The sequence below is a fragment of the Micromonospora sp. WMMD882 genome, assembly GCF_027497255.1.
Classification (GTDB): domain Bacteria; phylum Actinomycetota; class Actinomycetes; order Mycobacteriales; family Micromonosporaceae; genus Micromonospora.
On sequence record NZ_CP114903.1, the window covers coordinates 1,415,413 to 1,439,628 of the forward strand.

Annotated in this window: 19 protein-coding genes and 1 pseudogene; 14 read left to right on the top strand and 6 right to left on the bottom strand. The window is 73.1% G+C overall.

Annotation, left to right across the window (positions count from 1 at the left end; all coding sequences use genetic code 11):
- Nucleotides 1-5: 5 nt before the first annotated feature.
- Complete coding sequence (locus O7606_RS05290) at nucleotides 6-779, bottom strand: TSUP family transporter (protein WP_281597913.1); 774 nt, start codon at nucleotides 777-779, stop codon at nucleotides 6-8.
- 169 nt (nucleotides 780-948) lie between these two features.
- Here O7606_RS05290 and O7606_RS05295 point away from each other — a divergent pair, with 169 nt between their 5' ends.
- Both O7606_RS05295 and O7606_RS05300 read left to right on the top strand, forming a co-directional pair.
- Nucleotides 949-1,728 (top strand): endonuclease/exonuclease/phosphatase family protein, encoded by a 780-nt coding sequence (locus tag O7606_RS05295; protein WP_281597915.1) that lies wholly within the window; start codon nucleotides 949-951, stop codon nucleotides 1,726-1,728.
- Between the two features lie 68 nt (nucleotides 1,729-1,796).
- Nucleotides 1,797-3,344, top strand: a complete 1,548-nt coding sequence (locus O7606_RS05300) for an NAD(P)-binding domain-containing protein (protein ID WP_281597917.1) — start codon at nucleotides 1,797-1,799, stop codon at nucleotides 3,342-3,344.
- On the opposite strand, the gene O7606_RS05305 is transcribed toward O7606_RS05300, so the two are convergent.
- Complete coding sequence (locus O7606_RS05305) at nucleotides 3,345-3,944, bottom strand: nitroreductase family protein (RefSeq protein ID WP_281599499.1); 600 nt, start codon at nucleotides 3,942-3,944, stop codon at nucleotides 3,345-3,347. It lies immediately after the preceding gene.
- 213 nt (nucleotides 3,945-4,157) lie between these two features.
- Here O7606_RS05305 and O7606_RS05310 point away from each other — a divergent pair, with 213 nt between their 5' ends.
- Together O7606_RS05310 and O7606_RS05315 are read left to right on the top strand one after the other, a co-directional pair.
- A complete protein-coding gene (locus O7606_RS05310; protein WP_281597918.1) occupies nucleotides 4,158-5,273 on the top strand; it encodes a glutamate--cysteine ligase in 1,116 nt (371 codons plus the stop codon).
- 72 nt (nucleotides 5,274-5,345) lie between these two features.
- Nucleotides 5,346-6,434, top strand: a pseudogene (locus O7606_RS05315) (M20/M25/M40 family metallo-hydrolase); the annotation flags it as partial.
- Nucleotides 6,435-6,492: 58 nt separating this feature from the next.
- Here the strand turns inward: O7606_RS05315 and O7606_RS05320 are convergent.
- Both O7606_RS05320 and O7606_RS05325 read right to left on the bottom strand, forming a co-directional pair.
- Nucleotides 6,493-7,482: a tyrosine-type recombinase/integrase gene (locus tag O7606_RS05320; RefSeq protein WP_281597919.1), complete on the bottom strand. Its 990-nt coding sequence runs from the start codon at nucleotides 7,480-7,482 to the stop codon at nucleotides 6,493-6,495.
- Nucleotides 7,483-8,005: 523 nt separating this feature from the next.
- On the bottom strand, nucleotides 8,006-8,737 hold the full coding sequence (locus O7606_RS05325; protein WP_281597920.1) for an SDR family oxidoreductase: 732 nt from the start codon (nucleotides 8,735-8,737) through the stop codon (nucleotides 8,006-8,008).
- A 142-nt stretch (nucleotides 8,738-8,879) separates the two neighbouring features.
- Here O7606_RS05325 and O7606_RS05330 point away from each other — a divergent pair, with 142 nt between their 5' ends.
- Nucleotides 8,880-9,593 carry a hypothetical protein gene (locus tag O7606_RS05330; protein ID WP_281597922.1) on the top strand — a complete coding sequence of 238 codons (714 nt, stop codon included), beginning with the start codon at nucleotides 8,880-8,882 and terminating at the stop codon, nucleotides 9,591-9,593.
- A gap of 54 nt (nucleotides 9,594-9,647) precedes the next feature.
- Here O7606_RS05330 and cydB read toward each other — a convergent pair whose 3' ends face one another.
- Nucleotides 9,648-10,646 (bottom strand): cytochrome d ubiquinol oxidase subunit II, encoded by a 999-nt coding sequence (gene cydB, locus O7606_RS05335; RefSeq protein ID WP_281597923.1) that lies wholly within the window; start codon nucleotides 10,644-10,646, stop codon nucleotides 9,648-9,650.
- A 15-nt stretch (nucleotides 10,647-10,661) separates the two neighbouring features.
- A complete protein-coding gene (locus O7606_RS05340) occupies nucleotides 10,662-12,071 on the bottom strand; it encodes a cytochrome ubiquinol oxidase subunit I (protein ID WP_281597924.1) in 1,410 nt (469 codons plus the stop codon).
- A 172-nt stretch (nucleotides 12,072-12,243) separates the two neighbouring features.
- Between O7606_RS05340 and O7606_RS05345 the strand changes: the two genes are divergently transcribed.
- The 9 genes from O7606_RS05345 to O7606_RS05385 all read left to right on the top strand — a co-directional run bounded on the left by O7606_RS05345 (nucleotide 12,244) and on the right by O7606_RS05385 (nucleotide 24,216).
- Nucleotides 12,244-13,017, top strand: a complete 774-nt coding sequence (locus tag O7606_RS05345) for a lysophospholipid acyltransferase family protein (protein ID WP_281597925.1) — start codon at nucleotides 12,244-12,246, stop codon at nucleotides 13,015-13,017.
- 189 nt (nucleotides 13,018-13,206) lie between these two features.
- Nucleotides 13,207-13,383 carry a hypothetical protein gene (locus O7606_RS05350; RefSeq protein WP_281597926.1) on the top strand — a complete coding sequence of 59 codons (177 nt, stop codon included), beginning with the start codon at nucleotides 13,207-13,209 and terminating at the stop codon, nucleotides 13,381-13,383.
- Nucleotides 13,384-13,577: 194 nt separating this feature from the next.
- Nucleotides 13,578-14,342: a glycerophosphodiester phosphodiesterase gene (locus O7606_RS05355; protein WP_281597928.1), complete on the top strand. Its 765-nt coding sequence runs from the start codon at nucleotides 13,578-13,580 to the stop codon at nucleotides 14,340-14,342.
- 20 nt (nucleotides 14,343-14,362) lie between these two features.
- The gene (locus O7606_RS05360; protein WP_281597929.1) at nucleotides 14,363-15,745 is read left to right on the top strand and encodes an MFS transporter; all 1,383 of its coding nucleotides are present in this window, start codon (nucleotides 14,363-14,365) and stop codon (nucleotides 15,743-15,745) included.
- Between the two features lie 87 nt (nucleotides 15,746-15,832).
- A complete protein-coding gene (locus O7606_RS05365) occupies nucleotides 15,833-16,516 on the top strand; it encodes a thymidine kinase (RefSeq protein ID WP_281599500.1) in 684 nt (227 codons plus the stop codon).
- 140 nt (nucleotides 16,517-16,656) lie between these two features.
- Entirely contained in the window at nucleotides 16,657-19,851 is a 3,195-nt protein-coding gene (locus tag O7606_RS05370) for an ABC transporter permease (RefSeq protein ID WP_281597930.1), read from the top strand.
- Nucleotides 19,848-22,568 (top strand): ABC transporter permease, encoded by a 2,721-nt coding sequence (locus tag O7606_RS05375; protein WP_281597932.1) that lies wholly within the window; start codon nucleotides 19,848-19,850, stop codon nucleotides 22,566-22,568. Before O7606_RS05370 ends, O7606_RS05375 begins: the two co-directional genes overlap by 4 nt.
- Nucleotides 22,565-23,530, top strand: a complete 966-nt coding sequence (locus tag O7606_RS05380; RefSeq protein ID WP_281597933.1) for an ABC transporter ATP-binding protein — start codon at nucleotides 22,565-22,567, stop codon at nucleotides 23,528-23,530. The genes O7606_RS05375 and O7606_RS05380 overlap by 4 nt, the downstream gene beginning before the upstream one ends.
- The gene (locus O7606_RS05385; RefSeq protein ID WP_281597934.1) at nucleotides 23,530-24,216 is read left to right on the top strand and encodes an ABC transporter ATP-binding protein; all 687 of its coding nucleotides are present in this window, start codon (nucleotides 23,530-23,532) and stop codon (nucleotides 24,214-24,216) included. Before O7606_RS05380 ends, O7606_RS05385 begins: the two co-directional genes overlap by 1 nt.

Sequence of the window (24,216 nt, forward strand, 5' to 3'; positions counted from 1 at the left end):
ACCACTCACCCCACCACCCACTGGTCGTAACCCAACCGCGCCACCAACGCGCACACCACCACCAACAACACCACCCGCACGAAACCCGCGCCCCGCCGCACCGCCATCCGCGCCCCCACCACCGCCCCCACCACGTTGCACACCGCCATCGCCAACCCCAACCACCACCACACGTGCCCACTCACCCCGAACACCACCAACGCCCCCAGATTCGTCCCCGCGTTCACCACCTTCGCCATCGCCGAACCCCGCACGAAATCCGCCCCCACCAACACCGTGAACGCCACCACCAGAAACGTCCCCGTACCCGGACCCACCAACCCGTCGTACAACGCGATCACCCCACCCGCCACCACCACCGCCACCACCACCCGCGCCCGGGTCCGCCGACCCGGTGCCGCCACCACCCCCAACCTCGGCCGCGCCACCACGAACACCGCCACCCCCACCAACACCACCAACACCACCGGCCGGTACGCCTGCCCCGGCACCAAACCCGCCAACGCCGCCCCCACCCCGGCCACCACCACCGCCAGCACCGCCGACGGACCCGCCACCGCCCAATCCACCCCCGTACGCCGCGCATACGTCACCGCCGCCGTCGACGTCCCCGCGATCGCCGCCAACTTGTTCGTCCCCAACGCCGTCGCCACCGGCAACCCCGGCGCCGCCACCAGCAACGCCGGCAACAACACCAGACCACCCCCACCCACCACCGCGTCCACCCAGCCCGCCAGCACGGCCACCGTCAACAACGTCACCACAGAACCCGCATCCACGGGCCGCATTCTGCCCACCCACCCCACCCCTGACCCGCCCCCTGTGGCCAGCCTCACCGCCGCCGCCGCAACCCCCACCCCACCCACGCCACCACCACGAACACCACCACCAGACAGCACCACACCTTGATCATCAGGTAACCCTCCCACGCCCACGTATGGTGCAGAAATGCGCCTGGCCACCTTCAACCTCCTGCACGGCCGCTCCCTCGCCGACGGCCTCGTCGACCCCGACCGGCTCACCGCCGCCGTCACCGCCCTCGACGCCGACGTCCTCGCCCTACAGGAAGTCGACCGCGACCAGTCCCGCAGCGGCCACCACGACCTCACCGCCATCGCCGCCCGCGCCCTGCACGCCCCCGAACACCGCTTCGCCGCCGCCGTCGTCGGCACCCCCGGCCACCAGTTCCGCCCCCTCACCCACGACGACGACGGCCACGGCGAACCCTGCTACGGCGTCGGCCTCGTCAGCCGATACCCCGCCCGCACCTGGCAGGTCACCCGCCTACGCCCCGCCCCACTACGCTCCCCGGTCCTCATCCCCGGCCCCGGCGGCGGACTCGTCCTGCTCCGCGACGAACCCCGCGTCCTACTCGCCGCCGTCCTCGACACCCCCCACGGACCCCTCACCGCCGCCGCCACCCACCTGTCCTTCGTCCCCGGCTGGAACGCCCGCCAACTACGCCAAGCCATCCGCGCCCTACGCACCCTGCCCGCCCCCCGCATCCTCCTCGGCGACCTCAACCTGCCCACCACCCCCACCCGACTCCTCACCGGCTGGCAACCCCTCGGCCGACGCCCCACCTACCCCGCAGCCCAACCCCGCATCCAACTCGACCACATCCTCGCCGACCCCCACGACGCCCACCGCCTCCCACCCGTCACCGCCGTCACCACCCCACTGTCCACCATCTCCGACCACCGCCCCCTCGTCGTCGACCTCGGCTGAACCCCACCATTGACACACCACACTCCATTGGAGATCGTCGGACCACCAGCCACCCCACAGGAGGACCGGTGCCCGACCACCCCCACCCCACCCGACGACACCGCTACCTCATCATCGGCGCCGGACCCTCCGGCCTCCAACTCAGCTACTACCTCCAGCAGACCGGCAGCGACTACCTCACCATCGAACGCGCCCCCGCCCCCGCCGAATTCTTCCGCCACTTCCCCCGCCACCGCCGCCTCATCTCCCTCAACAAAACCCACACCACCAGCGACGACCCCGAAATCAAACTCCGCTGGGACTGGAACTCACTCCTCCACGAACCCGCCGACCTGCCCTTCCCCCACTACAGCCACGACTACTTCCCCCACGCCGACGACATGGTCCGCTACCTCACCGACTTCCACCACCACCACAAACTCAACATCCAGTTCGACACCCCCGCCCACCACATCGACCGCACCCCCCACGGCTTCACCGTCCACACCGACCACCACACCATCCACGCCCAATGCCTCATCGTCGCCACCGGCTGGGGCCACCCCCACATCCCCGACATCCCCGGCATCGAACACGCCACCGGCTACGAAACCATGTCCACCGACCCCACCCACTACACCAACCACCGCGTCCTCATCCTCGGCAAAGGCAACTCCGCCTTCGAAACCGCCTCCGCCCTCCTCGGCCACGCCGCCATGATCCACCTCGCCAGCCCCCGCCCCCTCCGCCTCGCCTGGAACACCAAACACCCAGGCGACGTCCGCGGCCACCACGGCGCCGTCCTCGACAGCTACCAGTTCAAAACCCTCCACTCCGTCCTCGACTGCGTCATCGACGACATCCGCCCCCTCGACAACCGCTACCAGGTCCACCTCACCTACACCCACGCCGACAACGAAACCGCCGTCATGGAATACGACACCGTCCTCCGCTGCACCGGCTTCACCATGGACACCACCCCCTTCACCCCCCACACCCGACCCCACCTCGCCCCCAACCGCCGCATGCCCGCCACCACACCCGACTGGCAATCCACCAACATCGACGGCCTCTACTTCGCCGGCACCATCGCCCAGGACCACGACTTCAAACGCGCCTCCTCCGCCTTCATCGACGGGTTCCGCTACAACCTCCGCACCCTCACCCACCTGCTCCGCGAACGCTACGACAACCAACCCCTACCCCACACCCACCACCAACCCGACCCCGACACCCTCACCACCCTCATCCTCGACCGCGTCAACTGGAGCTCCGCCCTCTGGACCCAGTTCGAATACCTCTCCGACGCCATCGTCATCGACCCCGACAAACCCGCCCGCCACTACCAGGACCTACCCGAAAACCACATCCGCCAACGCTTCCAACACCACCCCTACTACTACACGATCAGCCTCCGCTGGGGCCGCGACCCCCACCCCGACGTCTTCCACATCCGCCGCCACCCCCAACCCGACCGCGCCGCCGAAAGCGCCTTCATCCACCCCGTCATCCGCCGCTACCACGGCCCCAACCTCACCGACGAACTCCACCTCCTCGAAGACCTCCTCGCCGAATGGCGCCGCCCCGACCGCCACATCACCCCCCTCCACACCTGGCTCACCACACACCTCACCTGATCACCGCCACACCAACACCTCCTCCAACGGCTTCCGCCCCACATCCGGCACCCACGCATCCTCCGCCGGAAACCCCACCGGCATCACCACGAACGGACGCTCCTCCGGCGGACGCCCACACACCTCATTCAAAAACCGCATCGGACTCGGCGTATGCGTCAACGTCACCAACCCCGCCAGATGCAACGCCGTCACCAACACCCCCACCGCCATCCCCACCGACTCCTTCACGTAATACGGCTTCGGCGACCGCGGCCCCTGATGCACCTCGAACACCACGATCACCACCGGCGCCACCTCCAGAAACGGCTTACGCCAATCCGTCCCCAACGGCGCCAACGCCTCCAACCACCCCGACGACGCCCGACGCCCGTAAAACTCCCGCTCCTCCGCCTCCGCCGCCTCCCGCAACCGCCGCTTCCGCTCCACATCCGTCACCACCACGAACCGCCACGGCTGCACATTCGCCCCCGACGGCGCCGACGCCGCCGCCCGCACCGCCTCCTCCACCACCCCCAACGGCACCGGATCCGCCGAAAAATGACGCACCGAACGCCGCACCACCACCCGATCCGCGAAACCCCGCGCCACCCCCACCATCTCCGCCGCCGACAACCGACCACCCCCAGAACCCACCAACCGACCCACCACACACTCCCTTCACCCAAGACCACGACAGCCAACCCGCCGCGACCCCACCAGCCTCCCCCCACCACCACCCCCACCCCTAACGCCAAAAAGCCCAACCCCCACCACACCCTCCACACCCGACAACCACCACACCCCCACACCCCCACACAGGAGAAACACCCGGTGCCCCCACCCACCACCGCCCCCCGCATCGGCGTCGAAGAAGAATTCCTCGTCATCGACCCCACCACCGGAACCACCACCCCCCACGCCACCACCATCATCAACCACGCCACCCCCCACCTCGGCACCCGCGTCTCCGGCGAAATCACCACCCTCCACATCGAAACCCGCACCAACCCCACCACCTCCACCACCCAACTCCTCCACGAACTCCTCGACGCCCGCACCACCATCGCCCACGCCGCCACCACCAACGGACTCCACGTCATCCCCACCGGCACCCCCATCCAACCCGGCGCCGTACCCCCACCCATCACCCCCGGCCCCCGCCAAGACCACGGCACCGCCACCTACCGCGCCCTCCACGACGAACTCGCCATCTGCGCCGCCCACATCCACGTCGAAATACCCGACACCGAACACGCCCTCTACGTCAGCAACCACCTCCGCCCCCACCTACCCCTCCTCATCGCCCTCACCGCCAACTCACCCCACTGGGAAGGCCGCGACACCGGCTACGCAAGCTGGCGCACCATGACCTGGACCCGCTGGCCCAACGCCGGCCCCCCACCCCACTTCACCTCCCTCACCCACTACCACCACACCATCCACACCCTCACCACCGCCGGCGCCCTCGTCGACCCCGCCACCCTCTTCTGGGACATCCGCCCCTCACCCACCCACCCCACCCTCGAAATCCGCGCCGCCGACGTCCCCATCACCGCCACCGAAACCGCCACCCTCGCCGCCATCGTCCGCGCCCTCACCACCCACGCCACCCACGCCATCCACCACGGCGACCACGGCCCCGACACCCCCACCGAAACCCTCCGCGCCGCCTACTGGCGCGCCGCCCGAGACGGACTCGACGGCCACCTACTCGACCCCCACACCCACCAACTACGCCCCGCCCACCACATCCTCACCGACCTCATCGACCACCTCACCCCCACCCTCCACGCCCACGACGACCACCACCTCGTCACCACCACCATCAAGCACCTCACCACCACCGGCACCGGCGCCACCCGCCAACGACACGCCGCCCGTCAACACGGCAACCTCACCGACGTCACCACCTACCTCGCCAACCACCTCACCGCCACCCACCCCTGAGACCCCACCACACCCACACATCCCGCACGATCGCGACAGACCCCGCACCCCACCCACTGACACCATCGCCCCATGGCCGACACCACGCACCTACGACACCGCGCCCACGCCCACACCGACCTGCTCACCACCCGACTCCGACAACTCGTCGAACACGAAACCCCACCCGGCCACACCACCGCCCTCACCACCTGCGCCGACCTCCTCCACACCTGGGGAACCGCCGCCCTGCGCCGACCCCCCCGACACATCCACCGCGACGGACCACCCCACCTCCTCTGGGCCGCCGAAGACCAACGCGTCCTCCTCCTCGGCCACTACGACACCGTCTGGCCCGCCGGCACCATCCACGACTGGCCCTTCACCACCAACGGCCACACCGCCACCGGCCCCGGCATCTGCGACATGAAAGCCGGCATCGTCCAGATGCTCACCGCACTCGAACTGACCACCGACCCCACCCACATCGGCGTCCTGCTCACCAGCGACGAAGAAAGCGGCTCACCCACCTCCCGCGCCCTCATCGAAGAACAAGCCAGCCGATCCGCCGCCGTCCTCGTCCTCGAACCCAGCACCGAAACCGGCGACCTCAAAATCGCCCGAAAAGGCGGATCCGCCTACCAGATCCACATCCACGGCCGCGCCGCCCACGCCGGCGTCGAACCCCACCGAGGCATCAACGCCGCCGTCGAACTCGCCCACCAGATCCTCACCATCCGCGACCACAACACCCCCGACACCACCGTCACCCCCACCGCCCTCACCGCCGGAACCATGTCCAACGTCGTCCCCGAAACCGCCACCCTCACCGTCGACGTACGCGCCTGGACCCCCCACGAACTCCACCGCGTCGACACCCTCCTGCACAACCTCCGCCCCCACCTACCCGGCGCCACCCTCACCGTCACCGGCGGCATCAACCGCAACCCCCTCACCGACACCCTCTCCCGCCCACTCCTGCGCCTCGCCCAGGACGCCGCCACCCAACTCGGCCTACCCCCCATCCACGGCGCCCACGTCGCCGGCGCCTCCGACGCCAACTTCACCGGCGGCCTCGGCGTACCCACCCTCGACGGCCTCGGCGCAGTCGGTGGCCTACCCCACGCCCGCGGCGAATGGATCGACCTCACCCGCATGCCCGAACGCGCCGCCCTGCTCGCCCTCATGCTCGAACACCTCACCACCACACCCCACGCCACCACCACCAACCCGCCTGACCTCACCCCACCAACCCCGCCAACACCCGATGCGTACGGTTCGACCGCACCGCCGCCCGCTGCTGACCCGCCGTCACCTCGATGTACGACTGCGACGACGACAACGACGCATGCCCCAGCAACCGCATGATCTCCGCCGCGCTCGCCCCGTCCTCGGCCAACCGCGTCGCGAACGTGTGCCGCAACGCGTGCAACCGCGCGCCCACCGGCACCCGATCGGTGACCCCTGCCCGCCGGTAACACGAATCCACCAGATACTGCAGCCCGCCACGGCGCAACGGCTCACCCCGACGGTCCACCAGCAACGCCGAGTCCGGCCGTACCGAACGCCTACCGAACCGCCGCGCCCGGCTCTCCAGGTAGGCCACCAGCACCTCGTCCAACTCCGGCTCCACCGGCACCACCCGCGGCCGGCCACCCTTGCCCGCCACGTCCACCCGCCGCTCACCGGGCCGACCGGCCACACTCGCCACCCGTAACGCCAGCAGCTCCGACAGTCGCAGCCCCGTGCACAACGCCAGCGCCAGGACGGCCACGTCCCGCTCCGGCCACGGGTCGTGCTGCCGACCGGCGCCCTGCGCCACGGCGGCGAGCAGCCGCTCCGGGGTGTCCTCCCCGCGTAGCGGCTTGGGCTGGGGGAGTGGGGCGCGGGGCCGGTCCACCGCCGGCATCGGATTCCCGGCGACCACCCCCTCCGCCACCAGGTACGTGAAGAAGTTGTTCCAGGTGGACCAGGCCCGGTGCACCGACGCCGCCGCGCGGGGAGCGGCGTACGCCGCGAACGCGGCCCGCAGCAGCCGGGGGGAGAGGTCGGTGATCGTCAGGGCGTCCAGGGGGAGGGGAGTGGCCGCCCGTTCCGCCGCCAGGCGCGCCACCCCCACCAGGTCCCGCCGGTACGCGTCGAGCGTGTGCGGGGACGGCTTGCGGGTGGCCCGGGCGACGAGGAACTCCTCGACGAGCACCAGAAACACACTGTCCACTTTGTCATGCATAAGGGTAATTATGCATGATTTTCGGGTCCGGTGGCCAGGGCGGGGGAGAGCGGCAATCCGGCCGCCCACGTCTCCTCCGCCCCATGACGGGGACACGCCGGGCGCTCTGCGCGCATGACGGCCTGCGTCGCCGTACCGGAGAGGGACCCGACCACCGGGGGTGGAGACGGTGGCCCGACCCGGAGTGAGAGCCGTCGGGCCGGTGTCGGGCTGATCGGCCATCCGGCCGGCGCCACTCGGTACCACCCGGCCTCACGTCGGACCACGGATGCCTCGCGGTTGCTCGCGCCGCGCGAAGACGCCTCGCCGCGGCGCGAGGCGTCTTCGCGCAGTAGACCGGACTCCGGCTGGTGCGAAAATCCCGACCGATCCCGACCGGACCGCATGATCGACTCCAGATCAGCGAGACGGGGTGATCCGCCTTCGGGAGACACTCCTGTTTCCGTGAACCGCTCGACCCAGCCAAAATTCGATAATGTACATTATGTCAAGTTGAGGATGGCGAGCCTCCTCCGCCCGAAGGTCAGAGGCCGCCGCCGACGCGCAGCACCGTCCCGGTGGTGTACGACGCGTCCGGTCCCAGCAGCCAGGCGACGGCGGCGGCCACCTCGTCGGGTTCACCGGGACGGCCGAGCGGGATGCGGTCGGCGGAGCGGTCGGGTCGGTCCGGCATCCCGGACTGGGCGTGGATGTCGGTGCGGATGATGCCGGGCGCGACCGCGTTGACCCGGATGCCGCGCGGGGCGAGCTCCTTGGCCAGGCCGATGGTGAGGGTGTCGGTGGCGGCCTTGCTGGCGGCGTAGTGGATGTACTCCCCCGGGCTGCCGAGGGTGGCGGCGACCGAGGAGACGTTGACGATTGCCGATCCGGCTGCCATCCGGCGGGCGGCCTGTTGGGCGCAGAGCAGGTAGCCGACGATGTTGACGTCGACGACCTGGCGGATGTCGTCGACGGCGAGGTCGACGAAGGGGCCGATCGGGCTGGTGACGCCGGCGTTGTTGACCAGGCCGGTGATCGGGCCGAGAGTCTGGGTGGCGGTGTCGAACAGGTGGGTGACCTGGTCGGGTTCGCGGGTGTCGGTGGGCAGGGCGATGCCGTGGCGTCCGGCGGCGTGGATGTCGGCGAGCACCGCGGTGGCGGCGGCGTGGTCGCGTCGGTAGCACAGGGCGATGTCGTGGCCGGCGTGGGCGAGTCTGCGGGCGGTGGCGGCGCCGATGCCGCGTGCGCCGCCGGTGATGACGGTTACCGGTGCCACGGTGTCCTCTCCCCCGGTCGGTGGTCGTGTCGGGGAGGTTACCGGCGTGGTCGGGTGGGGGTGGTCCCCCGGCGGGTGGGGTGTCGGGGCGGGCTGGTATCAAGGCAGGGAAATCAGACAGATGTTCGGAAATGAGGTTGGCATGGGTGCCGAGGGCCAGGGTTTGTCCACTGACGAGGTGCAGGGCATCCGGGAGGCGTTGGCGGCGGGGCGGAAGCCGAGGGTGGTGTTCACGGCGTCGGCGGGGCAGGTGGCCGGTCAGGTGGGTCAGGTGGTGGAGTTGACGGATCCGGCGGTGTCGGACGAGTTCGTGGTGGTGCGGTTCGGGCGGGACGAGTTGCCCTTCTCCCCTGCCGATGTGGCGGTGGCGCCGCGGGGTGTGGGGCGGCGGGTGAAGGCGGAGCCGGAGCCGGAGGTGGCGCCGGTGGTGGAGGTGGCGCCGGTGGAGCCGGAGTTCGTGTTGGAGCGTCCGGTGTCGCGGGTCGAGGAGTCGGGTGGGCAGGGGGCGCGGCGGGAGGAGCCGAAGGTGGGGTCCGGGGAGGCGCGGCCGGCGCGGCGGCCGGTGAAGGCGGTGAAGGCGAAGGGGCCGTCGGGTCTGGTGGTGACGTTGCAGTACGCCGAGGGTGAGTGGACGGTGGCGGCGCAGCAGGGCAGTCGGTCGTTGGCGAAGCCGTACGTGGTGCGGCCGGCGGAGGCGTTGCGGATGGTGGCGTTGGTGGATGTGCCGGGGGTGCAGGAGGCGGTGGAGCAGATTCTGGCGGCGGAGCGGGCTGAGGCGGAGCAGCAGGCGGAGAAGTTGCGGGCGGAGTTGGCGGAGATCGAGGCGCGGTTGGCGGAGTTGCGCGAGGCGGGTTGAGGTTGTTCGGGTGGGTGGGGTGTGGCGCGGGGCGTTCGCTCCGCGCCACGGGTGTCAGTGGGTGGGGATGTGGGTGATGCCGATGCGGTGGCGGAAGACCCAGTAGGTCCAGCCCTGGTAGGTCAGGACGACGGGGGTGAAGAGGGCGGCGACCCAGGTCATGATGCCGAGGGTGTAGGAGGTGGAGGCGGCGTTGGTGGCGGTGAGGGTGCCGGCGGGGTCGGTGGTGGAGGGTAGGAGGGTGGGGTGGAGGGCGGTGAAGAGGGTGGCGGTGGTGAGGGCGATGGCGGTGGCGGTGGCGGTGAAGGCCCAGCCTTCGCGGCGGGCGCGGGTGGCGGTGAGGGCGGTGAGTAGGGCTGCGGTGGCGGTGGCGGCGAGGATGGTGGCGGTGGTGTTGCCGCGGATGGTGAGGGTCCAGGTGAGGAAGGCTGCGGTGGAGATGGTGGTGAGGGTGGCGAGGCGGGTGGCGAGGGTGCGGGCGCGGTGGCGGATGTCGCCGGTGGTCTTGAGGGCGGTGAAGACGGCGCCGTGGGTGAGGAAGAGGGTGGTGGTGGTGAGGCCGCCGAGGAGGGCGTAGGGGGTGAGGAGGTCGAGGAGGGTGCCGGTGTGGTCGTGGTGGTTGTTGAGGGGTACGCCGCGGAGGATGTTGGCGAAGGTGATGCCCCAGAGGAGGGCGGGGGTGAGGCTGCCGATGGTGATGGCGGTGTCCCAGCGGCGTTTCCAGGTGGTGTCGGGGCGTTTGTGGCGGTATTCGAAGGCGACGCCGCGGATGATGAGGGCGAGGAGGATGAGGAGGAGGGGTAGGTAGAAGCCGGAGAAGAGGGTGGCGTACCACTCGGGGAAGGCGGCGAACATGGCGCCGGCGGCGGTGATGAGCCAGACTTCGTTGCCGTCCCAGACGGGTCCGATGGTGTTGATCATGACTCGGCGTTCGCGGTCGTCGTGGGCGAGGAGGGGTAGGAGCGCGCCGACGCCGAAGTCGAAGCCTTCGAGGATGAAGTAGCCGGTGAAGAGGACGGCGATGAGGACGAACCAGACGGTGGTGAGGTCCATGGTGGGGCTCCGGGGTCAGTAGGCGAAGGCGAGGGGTCGGTCGGGGTCGTCGGTGTGGTCGGGTGGGTTGGGTTCGTCGGGGGGTAGGCCGGTTTTGGCGTAGCGGATGAGGAGCCGGACTTCGATGACGGCGAGGGTGGCGTAGACGAGGGTGAAGGCGGTGAAGCTGGTGAGGACTTCGGTGCGGCTGACGGCGCGGGAGACGCCGTCGCGGGTGAGCATTTCGCCGAAGACGATCCAGGGTTGGCGGCCCATTTCGGTGAAGATCCAGCCGAAGCTGTTGGCGGCGAGTGGGAGCAGGGGCATGGTGAGGCCGGCGCGGAGGAGCCATTTTCCGGTGGGGGTACGGCCTTTGCGGTGGGCCCAGAGGACCCAGAGGGCGATGGCCGCGGTGGCGAGTCCGAAGCCGATCATCATGCGGAAGCTCCAGTAGGTGACCGGGATGATCGGGGTGTAGTTGCCGGGGCCGTACTGGGCGGCGTATTGGGCTTGAAGGTTGTCGATGCCGTGGACGGTGCCGTGTGGGTCGCCGGTGCCGAGGACGCTGAGTAGGTAGGGGATTTTGAGGGCGTAGAGCTCGCGGCTTCCGTCGAGGCTGCCGATGGTGAGGACGCTGAGGGCGGCGGGGGTTTCGGTGGTGTAGAGGCCTTCGGCGGCGGCCATTTTCATGGGTTGGACGTCGGTCATGATTTTGCCTTGGATGTCGCCGGTGACGAGGACGGCGGTGGTGGCGGCGAGGGTGGTCCAGGCGCCGAAGCGGGCGGCGAAGCGGTAGGTGGGGGTGTCGGGGTGGTGGGGGTGTCGGGTGAGGTGCCAGAGGGCGACGGCGACGATGATGCTGCCGGCGACGAGGAAGCAGCCGGCGATGGTGTGGGGGAAGGTGACGAGGGCGACTTTGTTGGTGAGGACGGCGAGGAAGTCGGTGAGTTCGGCGCGGCCGGTGTCGGGGTTGATGTGGTAGCCGACGGGGTTCTGCATCCAGGAGTTGGCGGCGAGGATGAAGTAGGCGCTGAGGGTGGAGCCGGTGGCGGCGGCCCAGATGGTGGCGAGGTGGATGCGTTTGGGGAGGCGGTCCCAGCCGAATATCCAGAGTCCGAGGAAGGTGGATTCGAGGAAGAAGGCGACGAGGGCTTCGATGGCGAGGGGCGCGCCGAAGATGTCGCCGACGAAGCGGGAGTAGTCGCTCCAGTTCATGCCGAACTGGAATTCCTGGACGATGCCGGTGACGATGCCCATGGCGAAGTTGATGAGGAAGAGTTTTCCGTAGAATTTGGTGAGTTTGAGGTAGTGCTGGTGGCCGGTGCGGTGCCAGAGGGTCTGGAGGATGGCGACGAGGACGGACAGGCCGATGGTGAGTGGGACGAAGAGAAAGTGGTAGACGGTGGTGACACCGAATTGCCAGCGGGCGACGTCCAATGCGTCCACCAGGAACCCCCCAGGTCGTACTACATGGCGTAGTAGATACTACCGGGTGTCGTAGTCGTGGGGGTGGGAGCGGGGGTCCTGATCCGCCTCGGGTCGGATGACCCTGGTCACCCCGACCGGGCGGCTACCCTGTCCCCCGCCGTCCGGCGCGGCGTGCGACCATCCTCTGCTGATGGACACCTCCCCCTGGCGGACGCCGTGGTCGTGGCGTGCCGCCCAACTGGTCGCGCGGATCGTGGTCGCCGCGGTGGCCCGGCTGGAGGTCAGCGGCGACGTGCCGTCGGCGGCACGTCGGGGTCCGCTGATCCTGGCCGCCAACCACATCAGCCCGTTCGATCCGGTGGTGCTGGCCGCGGCGTGCCGCGCCCGTGGGGTCGCGCCGCGGTTCCTGGCCACCGGCGGGCTGTTCCGGGCGCCGGTGGTGGGCGCGATGATGCGGCACGCCGGGCACATCCGGGTGGACCGGGGCAGCGCGGCGGTGGGGCGGGTGCTGCAGGAGGCCGCGGCGGCGGCCATGGCCGGGTCGGTGCTCCTGGTGTATCCGGAGGGGCGGATCGGCCTGGATCCGGGGATGTGGCCGGAGCGCGGCAAGACCGGCACGGCGCGGTTGGCGTTGGCCTGTGGCGCGCCGGTGGTGCCGGTGGCGCAGTGGGGGTCGCACGAGGTGTTGCCGTACCGGGCGCCGAAGGGCATCGTGGCGGCGCTGTGGCGGGCGGTTCGACGGCGTCCGGTGGTCCGGGTGCGGTTCGGCGCGCCGGTGGAGTTGGGCGGGGTGGATCGGGTCGGGCCGGGGGCGGCGCGGCGGGCGACGGATCTGATCGTGGACGCGATCACCGACACGTTGGCGCCGTTGCGGGTCGACGAGCCGGACCGGCCCCGGCACGTGGATCCGGGTCGGCCGGTGGATGTCGGTCGTCGGCACCGGCGGCGACCGGCCGCCGGCTGAGCGGTGGGACGGGCGTTCGCCACGGCGGTGAGGTGGGTCGGGCGGGGAGATTTCGGCCGGTCTGTGGTGGTGTCGGCGTTATGGCCAGGACTACCGGTGGTGGTCCCGCGCGGGGCACGCTGACCGTGCAGGGGGCGTGACCGGCGTCTGCCGGGCCCGTGCCGATCTGGAGGCGGTATGCCGGTGCCGATGCCCCGCTCCCCCGTTCCCGCGTCCGCGCGGGTGACGCCGGTGCTGGCGTTGGTCTCGGTGTGGGGGCGGGATCTGCCGTTGCCGGTGGAGATCGTGGTGGTGGTGGCGTCGTCGTGGTTGGCGGGGCCGCTGGCGCTGGGGTTGGGGCCACGCAGATCGTGTTGCTGGCGCTGACCGCGGTGGTGGGGATCCTGACGGTGATGCCGGGTCGGGCGACCCTGTTGCAGGCGTGGGTGCGCCTGTCGCCGTGCGCCAGTTACCTGTTCGACCAATCCGTGAGGGGCCGGTGGTCGGTCTGACGGCGGTTGGTCGGACGCCGCTGGGGTGGCGGTCACCGGCGGGTCACCGGGCGCGGGCATACTGCCGGCGTGCCGCAGCATGCCTTTCTGGACGCGCCCGCCCCGTTGGCCTTCGCCCACCGTGGTGGGGCCGCGCAGGGTGACGAGAACACGGTGGCGGCGTTCGCGCGGGCCGTGGCGCTCGGTTACCGGTACGTGGAGACCGACGTGCACGCCACCTCCGACGGGGTGCCGGTGGTGTTCCACGACGCGACGTTGGAGCGGTTGACCGGGCAGCGGGGGCGGTTGGCGGCGTTGCGGTGGGCGGACCTGGTGACGGTGCGGGTGGGTGGGGCCGCGGTGGTGCCGAGGCTGGACGAGGTGCTGGACGCGTGGCCGCAGGTGCGGTTCAACGTCGACGTGAAGGCCGACGCGGCGGTGGAGCCGACGGTGGCGGCGGTGCGGCGGGGCGCCGCCGGTGAGCGGGTGCTGCTGGCGTCGTTCAGTGACGCCCGGCTGGCGCGGTTGCGGGTGGCGGCCGGGCCGGCGGTGGCCACGTCGTTGGGGATGCGGGGGGTGGCGTGGCTGCGGTGGGCGTCGGTGACGGGGCGGCGGCTGCGGTTGCCGCCGTCGGTGGTGGCCGCGCAGGTTCCGGTGCGGTGGGGGCGGGTGCCGGTGGTGGATCGGCGGTTGGTCGGTCACGCCCACCGGCTCGGGTTGCAGGTGCACGTCTGGACGATCGACGAACCTGACGAGATGCACGAGTTACTGGACCTGGGTGTGGATGGCATCATGACCGATCACGTCGGTGTGCTGCGCGACGTGTACCGCAGTCGCGGCCACTGGGCCGCCTGAGCCACCCCGGGGGTTCGTCGATGGCCGAGACCACCCTGCCGTCCGCGCCGGTGGGGCCGGTGAGCACCCGTCGGGAGCGTACCGGCTGGTATTTCTACGACTGGGCGATGTCGGCGTTCTCCACGACGGTGGTCACGGTGTTCCTGGGGCCGTTCCTGACGAGCGTGACGAAGGTGGCGGCCGGGTGCGGGTTGGGCGCGGACGGGTGTGACGGGCACGTGTACCCGTTGGGGGTGCGGGTGGCGGCGGGGTCGTATTTCCCGTACCTGGTGTCGTTGTCGGTGTTGTTGACGGTGTTCGTGTTGCCGGTGGTGGGGGCGGTGGCGGACCGGTCGCCGCGGCGTAAGCGGTTGTTGGCGGTGTTCGCGTTCGTGGGGGCGGGCGCGACGGTGGCGATGGCGTTGGTGACCGGGGGCCGGTACCTGCTGGGTGGGGTGTTGTTCGTGGTGGCGAACATCGCCTTCGGGGCGGCGGTGGTGGTGTACAACTCGTTCCTGCCGCAGTTGGGTGGGCCGGACGACCGGGACGGCATCTCCAGTCGGGGGTGGGCGTTGGGGTATCTGGGTGGTGGGCTGCTGTTGGCGGTGAACCTGGTGGTGGTGAACTCGTTCTCCGACGGCACGGCGCAGCGGACCCTGGATCTGGCGCGGTGGTCGATCGTGTCGGCCGGGGTGTGGTGGGCGGTGTTTACGGTGGTGCCGTTGGCGTGGTTGCGGGAGCGGCCGTCGGTGGCGGCCGTGGCGGGGGGCGGCCACGTGCTGGTCGACGGGTTCCGGCAGTTGGGTCGTACGGTGCGGGAGATGCGGGCGTATCCGTTGACGTTGTTCTTCCTGTTGGCGTTCCTGGTGTACAACGACGGCATCCAGACGGTGATCGCGTTGGCCAGCCAGTACGGCACGGAGGAGCTGCGGCTGGGGCAGTCGACGTTGATCGTGACGATTCTGCTGGTGCAGTTCCTGGCGTTCGGTGGGGCGTTGACGTTGGGGGCGTTGGCGAAGCGGATCGGGGCGTGGAAGACGGTGCTGCTGTCGTTGGTGTTGTGGACGGCGGTGATCCTGGCGGCGTTCCGGTTGCCGGCCGAGGCGCCGGTGCCGTTCATGGTGCTGGGGGCGGGTATCGGGTTGGTGCTGGGGGGTAGTCAGGCGTTGAGCCGGTCGTTGTTCAGTCAGATGATCCCGGCCGGCCGGGAGGGCGAGTACTACGGCTTCTACGAGATCAGCGACAAGGGGACCAGTTGGTTGGGGCCGTTGGCGTTCGGGGTGGTGTTCCAGCTCACGAGTTCCTACCGGGTGGGGCTGGTGTCGTTGCTGGTGTTCTTCGTGGTGGGGTTCGTGTTGTTGGCGGCGGTGCCGGTGCGGCGGGCGATCGTCGCGGCGGGCAACGTCCCGCCTCGGGTCCTGTGACCAGGCTCATTGGCGGCTTTCGATGGGATAGGCTGCCCGACCGTGACCGATGTCGACGACGCCGCCCCGACCTGCCTGGCCCGGCCGTTGCCGGGTGAGCCCGACGGTCCGGCCCGCGCCGCCGCGCCGGGGCCGGACGCGGGCCGCGCGGACGGGCGTCCCCGGCACGCCGCGGCGTTGAAGTTCTTCTGGGGGCCGATGGACTGCGGCAAGTCCACCATGGCGTTGCAGATGAACTACAACCATGCCCGGCAGGGCCGGCGTGGGCTGGTCACCACCCGCATCGACCGGTCGCTGGGCCCACAGGTCACCACCCGGATCGGGTTGGCGCACGAGGCCATCGAGGTCACCGACGAGCTGGACCTGCGGGCGTTGGTGCGTGGCCGGTGGGCCGAGGGGGTGCGGGTGGACTACCTGATCTGCGACGAGGCGTCGTTCTACCGGGTCGAGCACGTCGAGCAGATGGCGGAGCTGGTCGACCACGACGACGTCGACGTGTTCGCGTTCGGGTTGGCCACGGACTTCCGGTCGTGTTTCTTCCCGGCCGCGCAGCGGCTGTTCGAGCTCGCCGACCAGGTGGCCCGCATCCAGGTGGAGGTGCTGTGCTGGTGCGGGCGGGAGGGGCTGCTCAACGCCCGGGTCGTCGGTGGGCGGGTGGTCCGGGAGGGCGAGCGGGTCGTCATCGGTGACACCGCCGCCGACGCGCGGGTGCACTACCAGGTGCTGTGTCGGCGGCACTACCGCAACGGGGACCTGGGCCCGCGCGGCTGAGGCGGTCTCCGTGACCATGTCGTGATCGACGACGTGGCCGCACGCGCCAACCTTTCCGGTGGGCCCGGTTGTCTCTGACGGCACGCGGGGACGGCGGTCGGCCTCCCTGACGCGCGACGGCGACCGGGGGGACGACACACATGCAGGTGGCGCTACGGCGGGCCCGCGGGGCCACCGGTCTGCTGCTGGCCGCCGCGGCGGCCACGCTGGTCGCGGCGGTCGCGTTGACCGCGCTGGCCGGCTACCACCGGGACGTGGTCGACTCCGGGGCCCGGGCGGTCCTGTCCGCCGCGCCCGCCGAGGAACGCTCCGTGCTGGTGCGCGGGCCCGCCGGGCGGACCCCGCAGGCGTTGACCGACACCGACCGCGCGCTACGCGAGGCGGTCGGCGTCGCTCTCGACGGGTGGCCGGGCACGGTCACCACCGCCGGGTACGCCGCCGGACGGCAGTTGCGGGGGCCTGTCGGGGACGCCGTCGGCGACGGCGACGGGGTCGTCTACGCGGCGGTGATGTTCCTCGACGACCTGGCCGCGCACGCCCGGCTGACCGGTGGGGCGTGGCCTGTTGCCGGGGCCAGCCCGACGCAGGCCACCCTGCCCGAGTCGGTGGCGGTGACCCTGGGCGTGGGCGTCGGGGACCGGATCCCGGTCACCGACGGGTTCACCGGGCGGGTCACCGACGTCGCCGTGGTCGGGTTGTGGCGGCCGGACGCCGCCGGCGACCCGTACTGGCGGCTGGCCCCCGGGGCGGACGCCGGCGGGCAGGGCAGCCCGGGCACGTACGGGCCGGTGACCGTGCACCGGGACGACTTCGTCCGCGGTTTCCTCGGCAACGCCTCCGTCGGGTGGCTGGTCGCGCCGGACGTCGACACCGGCGCGGACGGCCTGGACCGGCTCGCGGCCGTCGACGCCGCCGCCGCCGGACTGCCGGACGCCGCCGGTCTCGGCGACGCCGGCACGGTCGCCACCGGCCTCGGCGCGCTGGTGGAGCGGATCCGCCGCTCCGCCCTGGTGGGCCGGTCCGCGCTAATCACCCCGATGCTGCTGGTGGCGGTGTTGGGCGGGTACACGCTGCTGCTGGTCGCCGCCCTGCTCACCGAGCGACGACGCGGCGAGACCGCGCTGCTGCGGGCCCGCGGCACCGGTCGGGTCCAGGTGGCCGCCCTGGCCGCCCGGGAAGCCGCGCTGGTGGTCGCGCCGGCGGCGCTGCTCGCGCCGCCGCTGGCCGCGTGGGCGCTGCGGCAGGCCGACGGCAGCGCGACGCTGTCGACGGCGGCGCTGCGGCTGACGCCCCGCCTGGACGTCGCCGCCTGGACGGTGACCGGTGTCGTCGCCGTCGGCTGCGTCGCGGCGATGCTGGCGCCGCACCTGCGGCGCGCCGACACCTACGTGGCCGACCTGGCGGCCCGGTCCCGGCCCGGCCGGCGCGGCCTGGCGCAACGCGCCGGCGTGGACGTGCTGCTGGTCGTGGTGGCGCTGCTGGGCTGGTACCAGCTACGCGCGTACGCCTCGCCGTTGTCGTCGGGTCCGGGCGGTGACCTGGGCGTCGACCCGCTGCTGGCCGCCGCCCCCACCGTGGCGGTGCTCGCCGGCGCGGTGCTGGCGTTGCGGCTGCTGCCGCCGTCGACGCGGCTGGCCCAACGGTGGGTCGACCGGACGAGGGCGACCGCGGCGACGCTGGGCATGTGGCAGGCGGGGCGGCGTCCGCACGCCGGGCCGGTGCTGCTGGTCGCCCTCGCCGTGGCGGTCAGCGCGTTGGCGTGGTCGCTGGCCGGCACCACCAGCCGGTCCCTGAGCGACCAGGCCGACCATCAGGTCGGCGCGGACCTGCGGCTGACCGAGACCCGACCCGACGCCGACGCGCGCCGCGGCGCGCAGGTGGCCGCGCTGCCCGGCGTGAGCGGCGCCCTGCCCGCCTGGCGGGACACGCTGCGTCTCGGCGCGGCCGCCACGCCGGCGTCGCTGCTGGCCGTCGACGCCGCCGCCGCGCCGACGGTGCTGCGGATGCGCGCCGACCTGGGCGGCGGCTCCCCACGTCGACTGTTCGACGCCCTCGCCGCCGCGCGGGCCGCCGCCCCGGTCACCGTGCTGCCGGCCGACGCGCGGCGACTGGCCGGCCGCTGGGTCGGCACGGTCGACGGCGTCGACGCGACGCTGCGCGCCTGGGCGGTGTTCGCCGACACGGTCGGCGGGCACCAGCGGGTGCCGTTGGGCGCCTCCACGGCCGGCACGCCCGTGGAGTTCACCGTGGACGTGCCCGACGCCGACGCGGCGGCCCGGCTGGTCGGGTTCACCGTGGAGGCCGACGCGCCCGCCGACGCGGCCGTGCGGTGGCGGCTGACCGGCCTGCGTGCCGGCGACGGCGTCGGCCCCGCCCGCCCGGTCGACCTGACCGGCGGCGGCCCGTGGCGCAGCGTCGACCGGGCCGGCGTGCGCCTCGACGCCACCGCCGCCGGTGACAGTCTGACCGCCGAGCACCGGCGGCCCGACGCCGCCGCGCGTCGACGCGGCGGCGTGGGCGTGGGCGTGCGCCTGGCGGTGACCCGCCCGGCCGCGGGGCCGGTGCCGCTGCTGCTCACCCCGGCCGCGTTGGCCGCGCTGCGGCTGGACGTCGGCGCCACCACCCGGCTGCTGCTCGGCGCGGCCGAGGTCGACGTGCGGGTCGTCGGCGCCGTCGCGGCCGTCCCCGGCGACACCGCGGCGGCCACGATCGTGGCCGACCTGCCGTCGCTGGCCGGCCGGCTCTTCGGCGACCGGGGTCTGCTGCGGGCCCCCCAGGAGTGGTGGGTGGGCGTGGACGCCGCGTCCCGCGACGCCACGGTCGCCGCCGCGGCCACGCTCGGCGGACTCACCGTGCACGACCGCGACGCCGTCGCCCGCGACCTGGCCGGGGACCCGTTCGGCGTCGGCGCGCGGGGCGCGTTGTTCGCCGCGACCGTCGCGGCGGCGCTGCTGGCCGCCGTCGGCGTCGCCGTCGACGTGGCCGCCACCGCCCGCCGCCGCCGCGCCGAGCTGGCGGTGCTGCGCGCCCTGGGCGCCGGGCACCGCACCGTCACCCGGTCGCTGGTGGTCGAGCAGGCGTTCCTCGCCGGCGTGGGGGTGACCGCCGGGCTGGCCGTGGGGGTCACGGTCGCCGCGACCATGGCGCCCCTGGTGGTGCTGACCCCGTCGGCGCAGCCACCCACCCCACCGGTGACACTGGTGATCGACTGGCCGCCGCTGCTGGCCACCGCCGCCGGGGCGCTGCTGCTGGCGGTGGCCGCCACCACCGTCGCCGCGCGGCGCACGCGCCGGCACGCCGAGGCCGGTCTGCTGCGCGACGGAGCGGACCGGTGAGCGCCGCCGCGCGCCGCTCCCGCGCCGGCGCCCTGGGGCGGCGGGTCCGCGCCACCGCCGGACCCACGCTGCTGCTGGCCGTGCTCGCCCTGGTCGCCGCGGCGCTGGTCACCGCCGCTCCCCGGCTCGCCCACGGCCACGCCGACCGGGCCCTGCGCGCCGACCTGGCGGCCCTGCCCTACCAGGTGCGCGACGTCACCGTGGCGGCGCGGTCCGGACCCACCGACCCCGCCCCGCCGTCGGACGCCCTGGAACGCATCGGCGCGGCGCTGCCCGGACCGCTGCCCGGCCTGGTCGGGCAGCGGTGGCAGGCCGTGGCGGTCGACGCGGAGCAGGCCGTGGCCGGCGGTGACGTCGGCCCGCTCGGTGAGGGCGCCCGGGTGCAGTTCGGGCTGCGCGCCCAGACCGGGCTGCCGGCGGCGGCCCGGCTGACCGCCGGCGCGTGGCCGCGCACCGCCGCCGGGCAACCCGCCCAGATCGCCGTGTCCGGGCCGGTCGCCGACACCCTGGGACTGCGTCCCGGCGTGCGGCTCACCGTCGGCGCGCCCGGCCGCGCCCGCGCCGACCTGATCGTCTCCGGGGTGTTCACGCCGACGTCCGACCCCGACTGGGAGCCGATGCCGCAGGCCCGGGAGCCGCTGCTGCCGGTCGGGGACAACGACCCGTTCGTGGCCGTCGCGGTCACCGACCCGGCCGGGATGACCCAGGTCGCCACCACGGCCGGGCTGCCGGTGACCCGGACCTGGCGCTACCGGCTCGACACCGACCGGATCGAGGCGTCGTCGGCGCAGGAGCTGGCCACCGCCGTCGGCGTCGCCCGCCGTACCGCCTGGCTGCCGGCGGCCACCGTGCAGACGTCCCTGGACACCACTTTGGTCGGTTTCGACGCGCGACTGGCGTCGGCGCGGACCCTGCTGGCCATGGTGCAGGCCGGGCTGCTGGCCAGCCTGCTCGGGCTGATCCTGCTGGCCGCGCGGGTCACCGTGCGGACCCGGCACGCCGAGCTGGCGCTGCTGCGGTCCCGGGGGGCGTCGCTGCCGGACCTGGCCCGGTGGACCCTGACCGAGGCGTTGCTGCTGCACCCGGCGGCGGTGGCGGCCGGATGGCTGGCCGGTCGGCTCGCCCCCGGCCGGGACGACCCGGCGACCCTGTGGGCGCTGCCGACGCTGGCGGTGGCCACCACCGTCGCCGTGCCGCTGTTCGCGGTGGCCGGGCACCGGCGGGTCACCGTCGTGACCGCGCGCGCCGACCAGCGTCGCCGCCGCACGGCGTGGCGGCTCACCGTCGAGGCCGGCGTGTGGGGCGCCGCCGCGCTGGGGGTGGCGCTGCTGCGCCGCCGCGGCGTCGACGACGGGCCGGTCGACGTGTACCTGGCCGCCGTGCCGACGCTGGTGGCCGTGGCGGTCGCGGCGCTCACGCTGCGGGTCACGCCCGCGGCGGTGCGGCTGCTCGACCGGGCCGCCGCCCGTACCCGGGGACCCCTGCTGCTGCTCGGCGCGGCCCGCGCCGGCCGGGGCGGCGTGTCCGCGGCCACCGGGCCCCTCGCCGTGCTGGTGGTCGCGGTGGGCACCGGCGTGTTCAGCGCCGTGGCCGCCGACACCGTCACCCGGGCCCGGGACACCGCCGCCGACCTGAGCGTGCCCGCCGACGCGTGGCTCACCGGGTACGCGTTCGACGCGGACACCGGCGGGCGGCTCGCCGCGCTGCCCGGGGTGCGGGCGGTCGCCCCGGCGCGGGTGGAGTCGAACCGGCCGCTGCTCACCGGCGTCGACCCGCGGGCCGAGCCCGTCACCACCGCCCGGGTGCTGGTCGTCGACGGTCCGGCGTTCGCCCGGGTCGTCGCCGGCAGCGGCGTCGACGTGGACGTGCCGGCGGCGCTGGCCGCCGCCGCCGCCCGCGGCGACGGGCCGGTCCCGGCGGTGGTGTCACCGCCGGTGGCCGCCGCCGTGGCCGCCGGCGCCACCGCCGCCGACGTGCAGGGCCGGCTGTACGCGTTCACCCCGGCCGCCGTGGTCGACACGTTCCCGGGCGTGGACCTGGACGCCGAACGGTTCGTGGTGCTGCCGTGGCAGGCCCTCGTCGAGAGCCCGGACACCCCGATCGTGGCCAACCGGTACCTGCTCGCCGTCGACGACGTGGACCGGGCGGCGTTGCTGCGGCTGGCCGACGACGGGCAACGGCGGTGGCTGTCGTCGGTGCGCGGGGACCCGGTGGGCGTCCCGGAGCTGCCGGCGCGGCTGCTCACCCGGCACGAGCACCGGCAGGCGCTGGACCGTACCGGCGTCAACGACGTGCTGACGTTGACGTTCACCGTCGGCGCGGTCGGCGGCAGCCTGCTGGCGTTGCTCGCGGTCGGGTTCGCGGTGCTCGCCGACAGCCGCTCCCGGACGCTGCTGCTGTCGCGGCTGTCCGCGCTGGGGCTGTCCGCCGGGCAGGGCCGCCGGCTGCTGGTGTACGAGGTGGCGCCGCTGGTGGGCGCGACCGCGGTGGCCGGGGCCGCCGTGGGGGTGGTCCTGCCGTTGCTGGTGGGCCCGGCGTTGGGGTTGTCCGCGTTCACCTCCGGGGTGAGCGCCGGCTGGCGGCTGGACCCGCTGGTGGTCGCCGCGGTGCTGGCGGTCGTCGCGGTGGGGGTGGCCGCCGGGGTGGCCGTGGAGATTCTGGTGAGCCGACGGGCCCGCCCCGGTGGGACGCCGCGGCGAGGAGAGGAGAACCTGTGACCGACGTGCGCGCTGGTGAGGACCTGGCGGCGTTGCAGCGGCGCGCCGCGCAGGCCGCCGCTGACCGGGCCGGCGGCGCCGACCGGCTGCGCGGGCACATCGTCTGCGACGGCCTGGTGCGGATCTTCACCACCGACGGGGTGGAGGTGGTCGCCCTGCAGGGCCTCGACCTGGTCGTCGACCGGGGTGAGCTGGTCGCGGTCGTCGGCGCGTCCGGCTCCGGCAAGTCGACCGTGCTGAACATCCTCTCCGGGTTGGACGTGCCGACCGCCGGGATCGCCCGGGTCGCCGGGTACGACCTGCTGACCATGTCGGCGCGGACCCGGCTGGCGTACCGCCGGCACACCGTCGGGTTCGTGTGGCAGCAGACCGCCCGGAACCTGCTGCCGTACCTGAGCGCGGCGGAGAACGTCGAGCTGCCGATGCGGTTGGCCGGGCGGCGGGGCCGGGCCGCCCGGCGGCGGGCCGTCGAGCTGATGGAGCTGGTCGGGGTGGGGCACTGCGCCGACCGGCGACCGGACCGGATGAGCGGCGGCGAGCAGCAGCGCTGCGCGGTGGCCGTGGCGGTCGCCAACGACCCGGAGGTGCTCTTCGCCGACGAGCCCACCGGGGAGCTCGACGAGAGCACCGCCGCGGAGGTGTTCGGGGCGCTGCGGGCCATCAACGCCGAGCTGGGCGTGACGGTGGTGGTGGTCACCCACGACCCGGCCGTGGCCGGTCAGGTCCGCCGGACCGTGGCGATCCGCGACGGCCGCGCCGCCAGCGAGGTACGGCGGGTGGCGCGGGTCGGCGCCGACGGCGTCGAGGAGGTGCGCACCGAGGAGTACGCGGTGCTCGACCGGTCCGGGCGGATGCAGTTGCCCGCCGGGTTCGTCGACGCTCTCGCCCTGCGGGACCGGGTGCGGCTGAACCTGGAGACCGATCACGTGCGGGTGCGACCCGGCGACGACAGGGAGGCGTGATGGGTGAGCAGGTGGTGACCGTGGAGAACGTCAGCCGGGACTTCCCGGCGGCCGGACGGCAGGTGGTGCACGCGCTGCGGGACGTGTCGTTCACCGCCGGTCGCGGTGAGCTGGTGGCCGTGCGGGGCCGTTCCGGGGCGGGCAAGACGACCCTGCTGAACCTGGTCGGTGGGCTGGACCGGCCCACCGGCGGTCGGATCCGGGTGGCCGGTCGGGAGGTCAGCGCCGCCCGGGAGCGGGAGGCGCTGGCGTTGCGCCGCGACACCGTCGGGTTCGTGTTCCAGTCGTTCGGGCTGATCCCGGTGCTGTCCGCGGCGGAGAACGTCGGCCTGCCGTTGCGGCTGGTCCGCGCGGATCCGGCGCGGCGGGAGCAGCGGGTGGCGATGCTGCTGGAGCTGGTCGGTCTGGGTGGGCACGCCCGGCAACGCCCGTACGAGATGTCCGGCGGGCAGCAGCAGCGGGTCGCGTTGGCCCGGGCCCTGGCCAACGACCCGGCGGTGCTGATCGCCGACGAGCCGACCGGCCAGTTGGACTCCGAGACCGGCGCGCAGGTGATGGACCTGCTGCGGGCGGTGGTGCGCTCGCGGGGCACGACCGCGCTGGTGGCCACCCACGACGCGGCGCTGGTGGCCGTCGCCGACCGGGTGGTGACGTTACGGGACGGGCGGCTGGTCGACGAGGCGTGA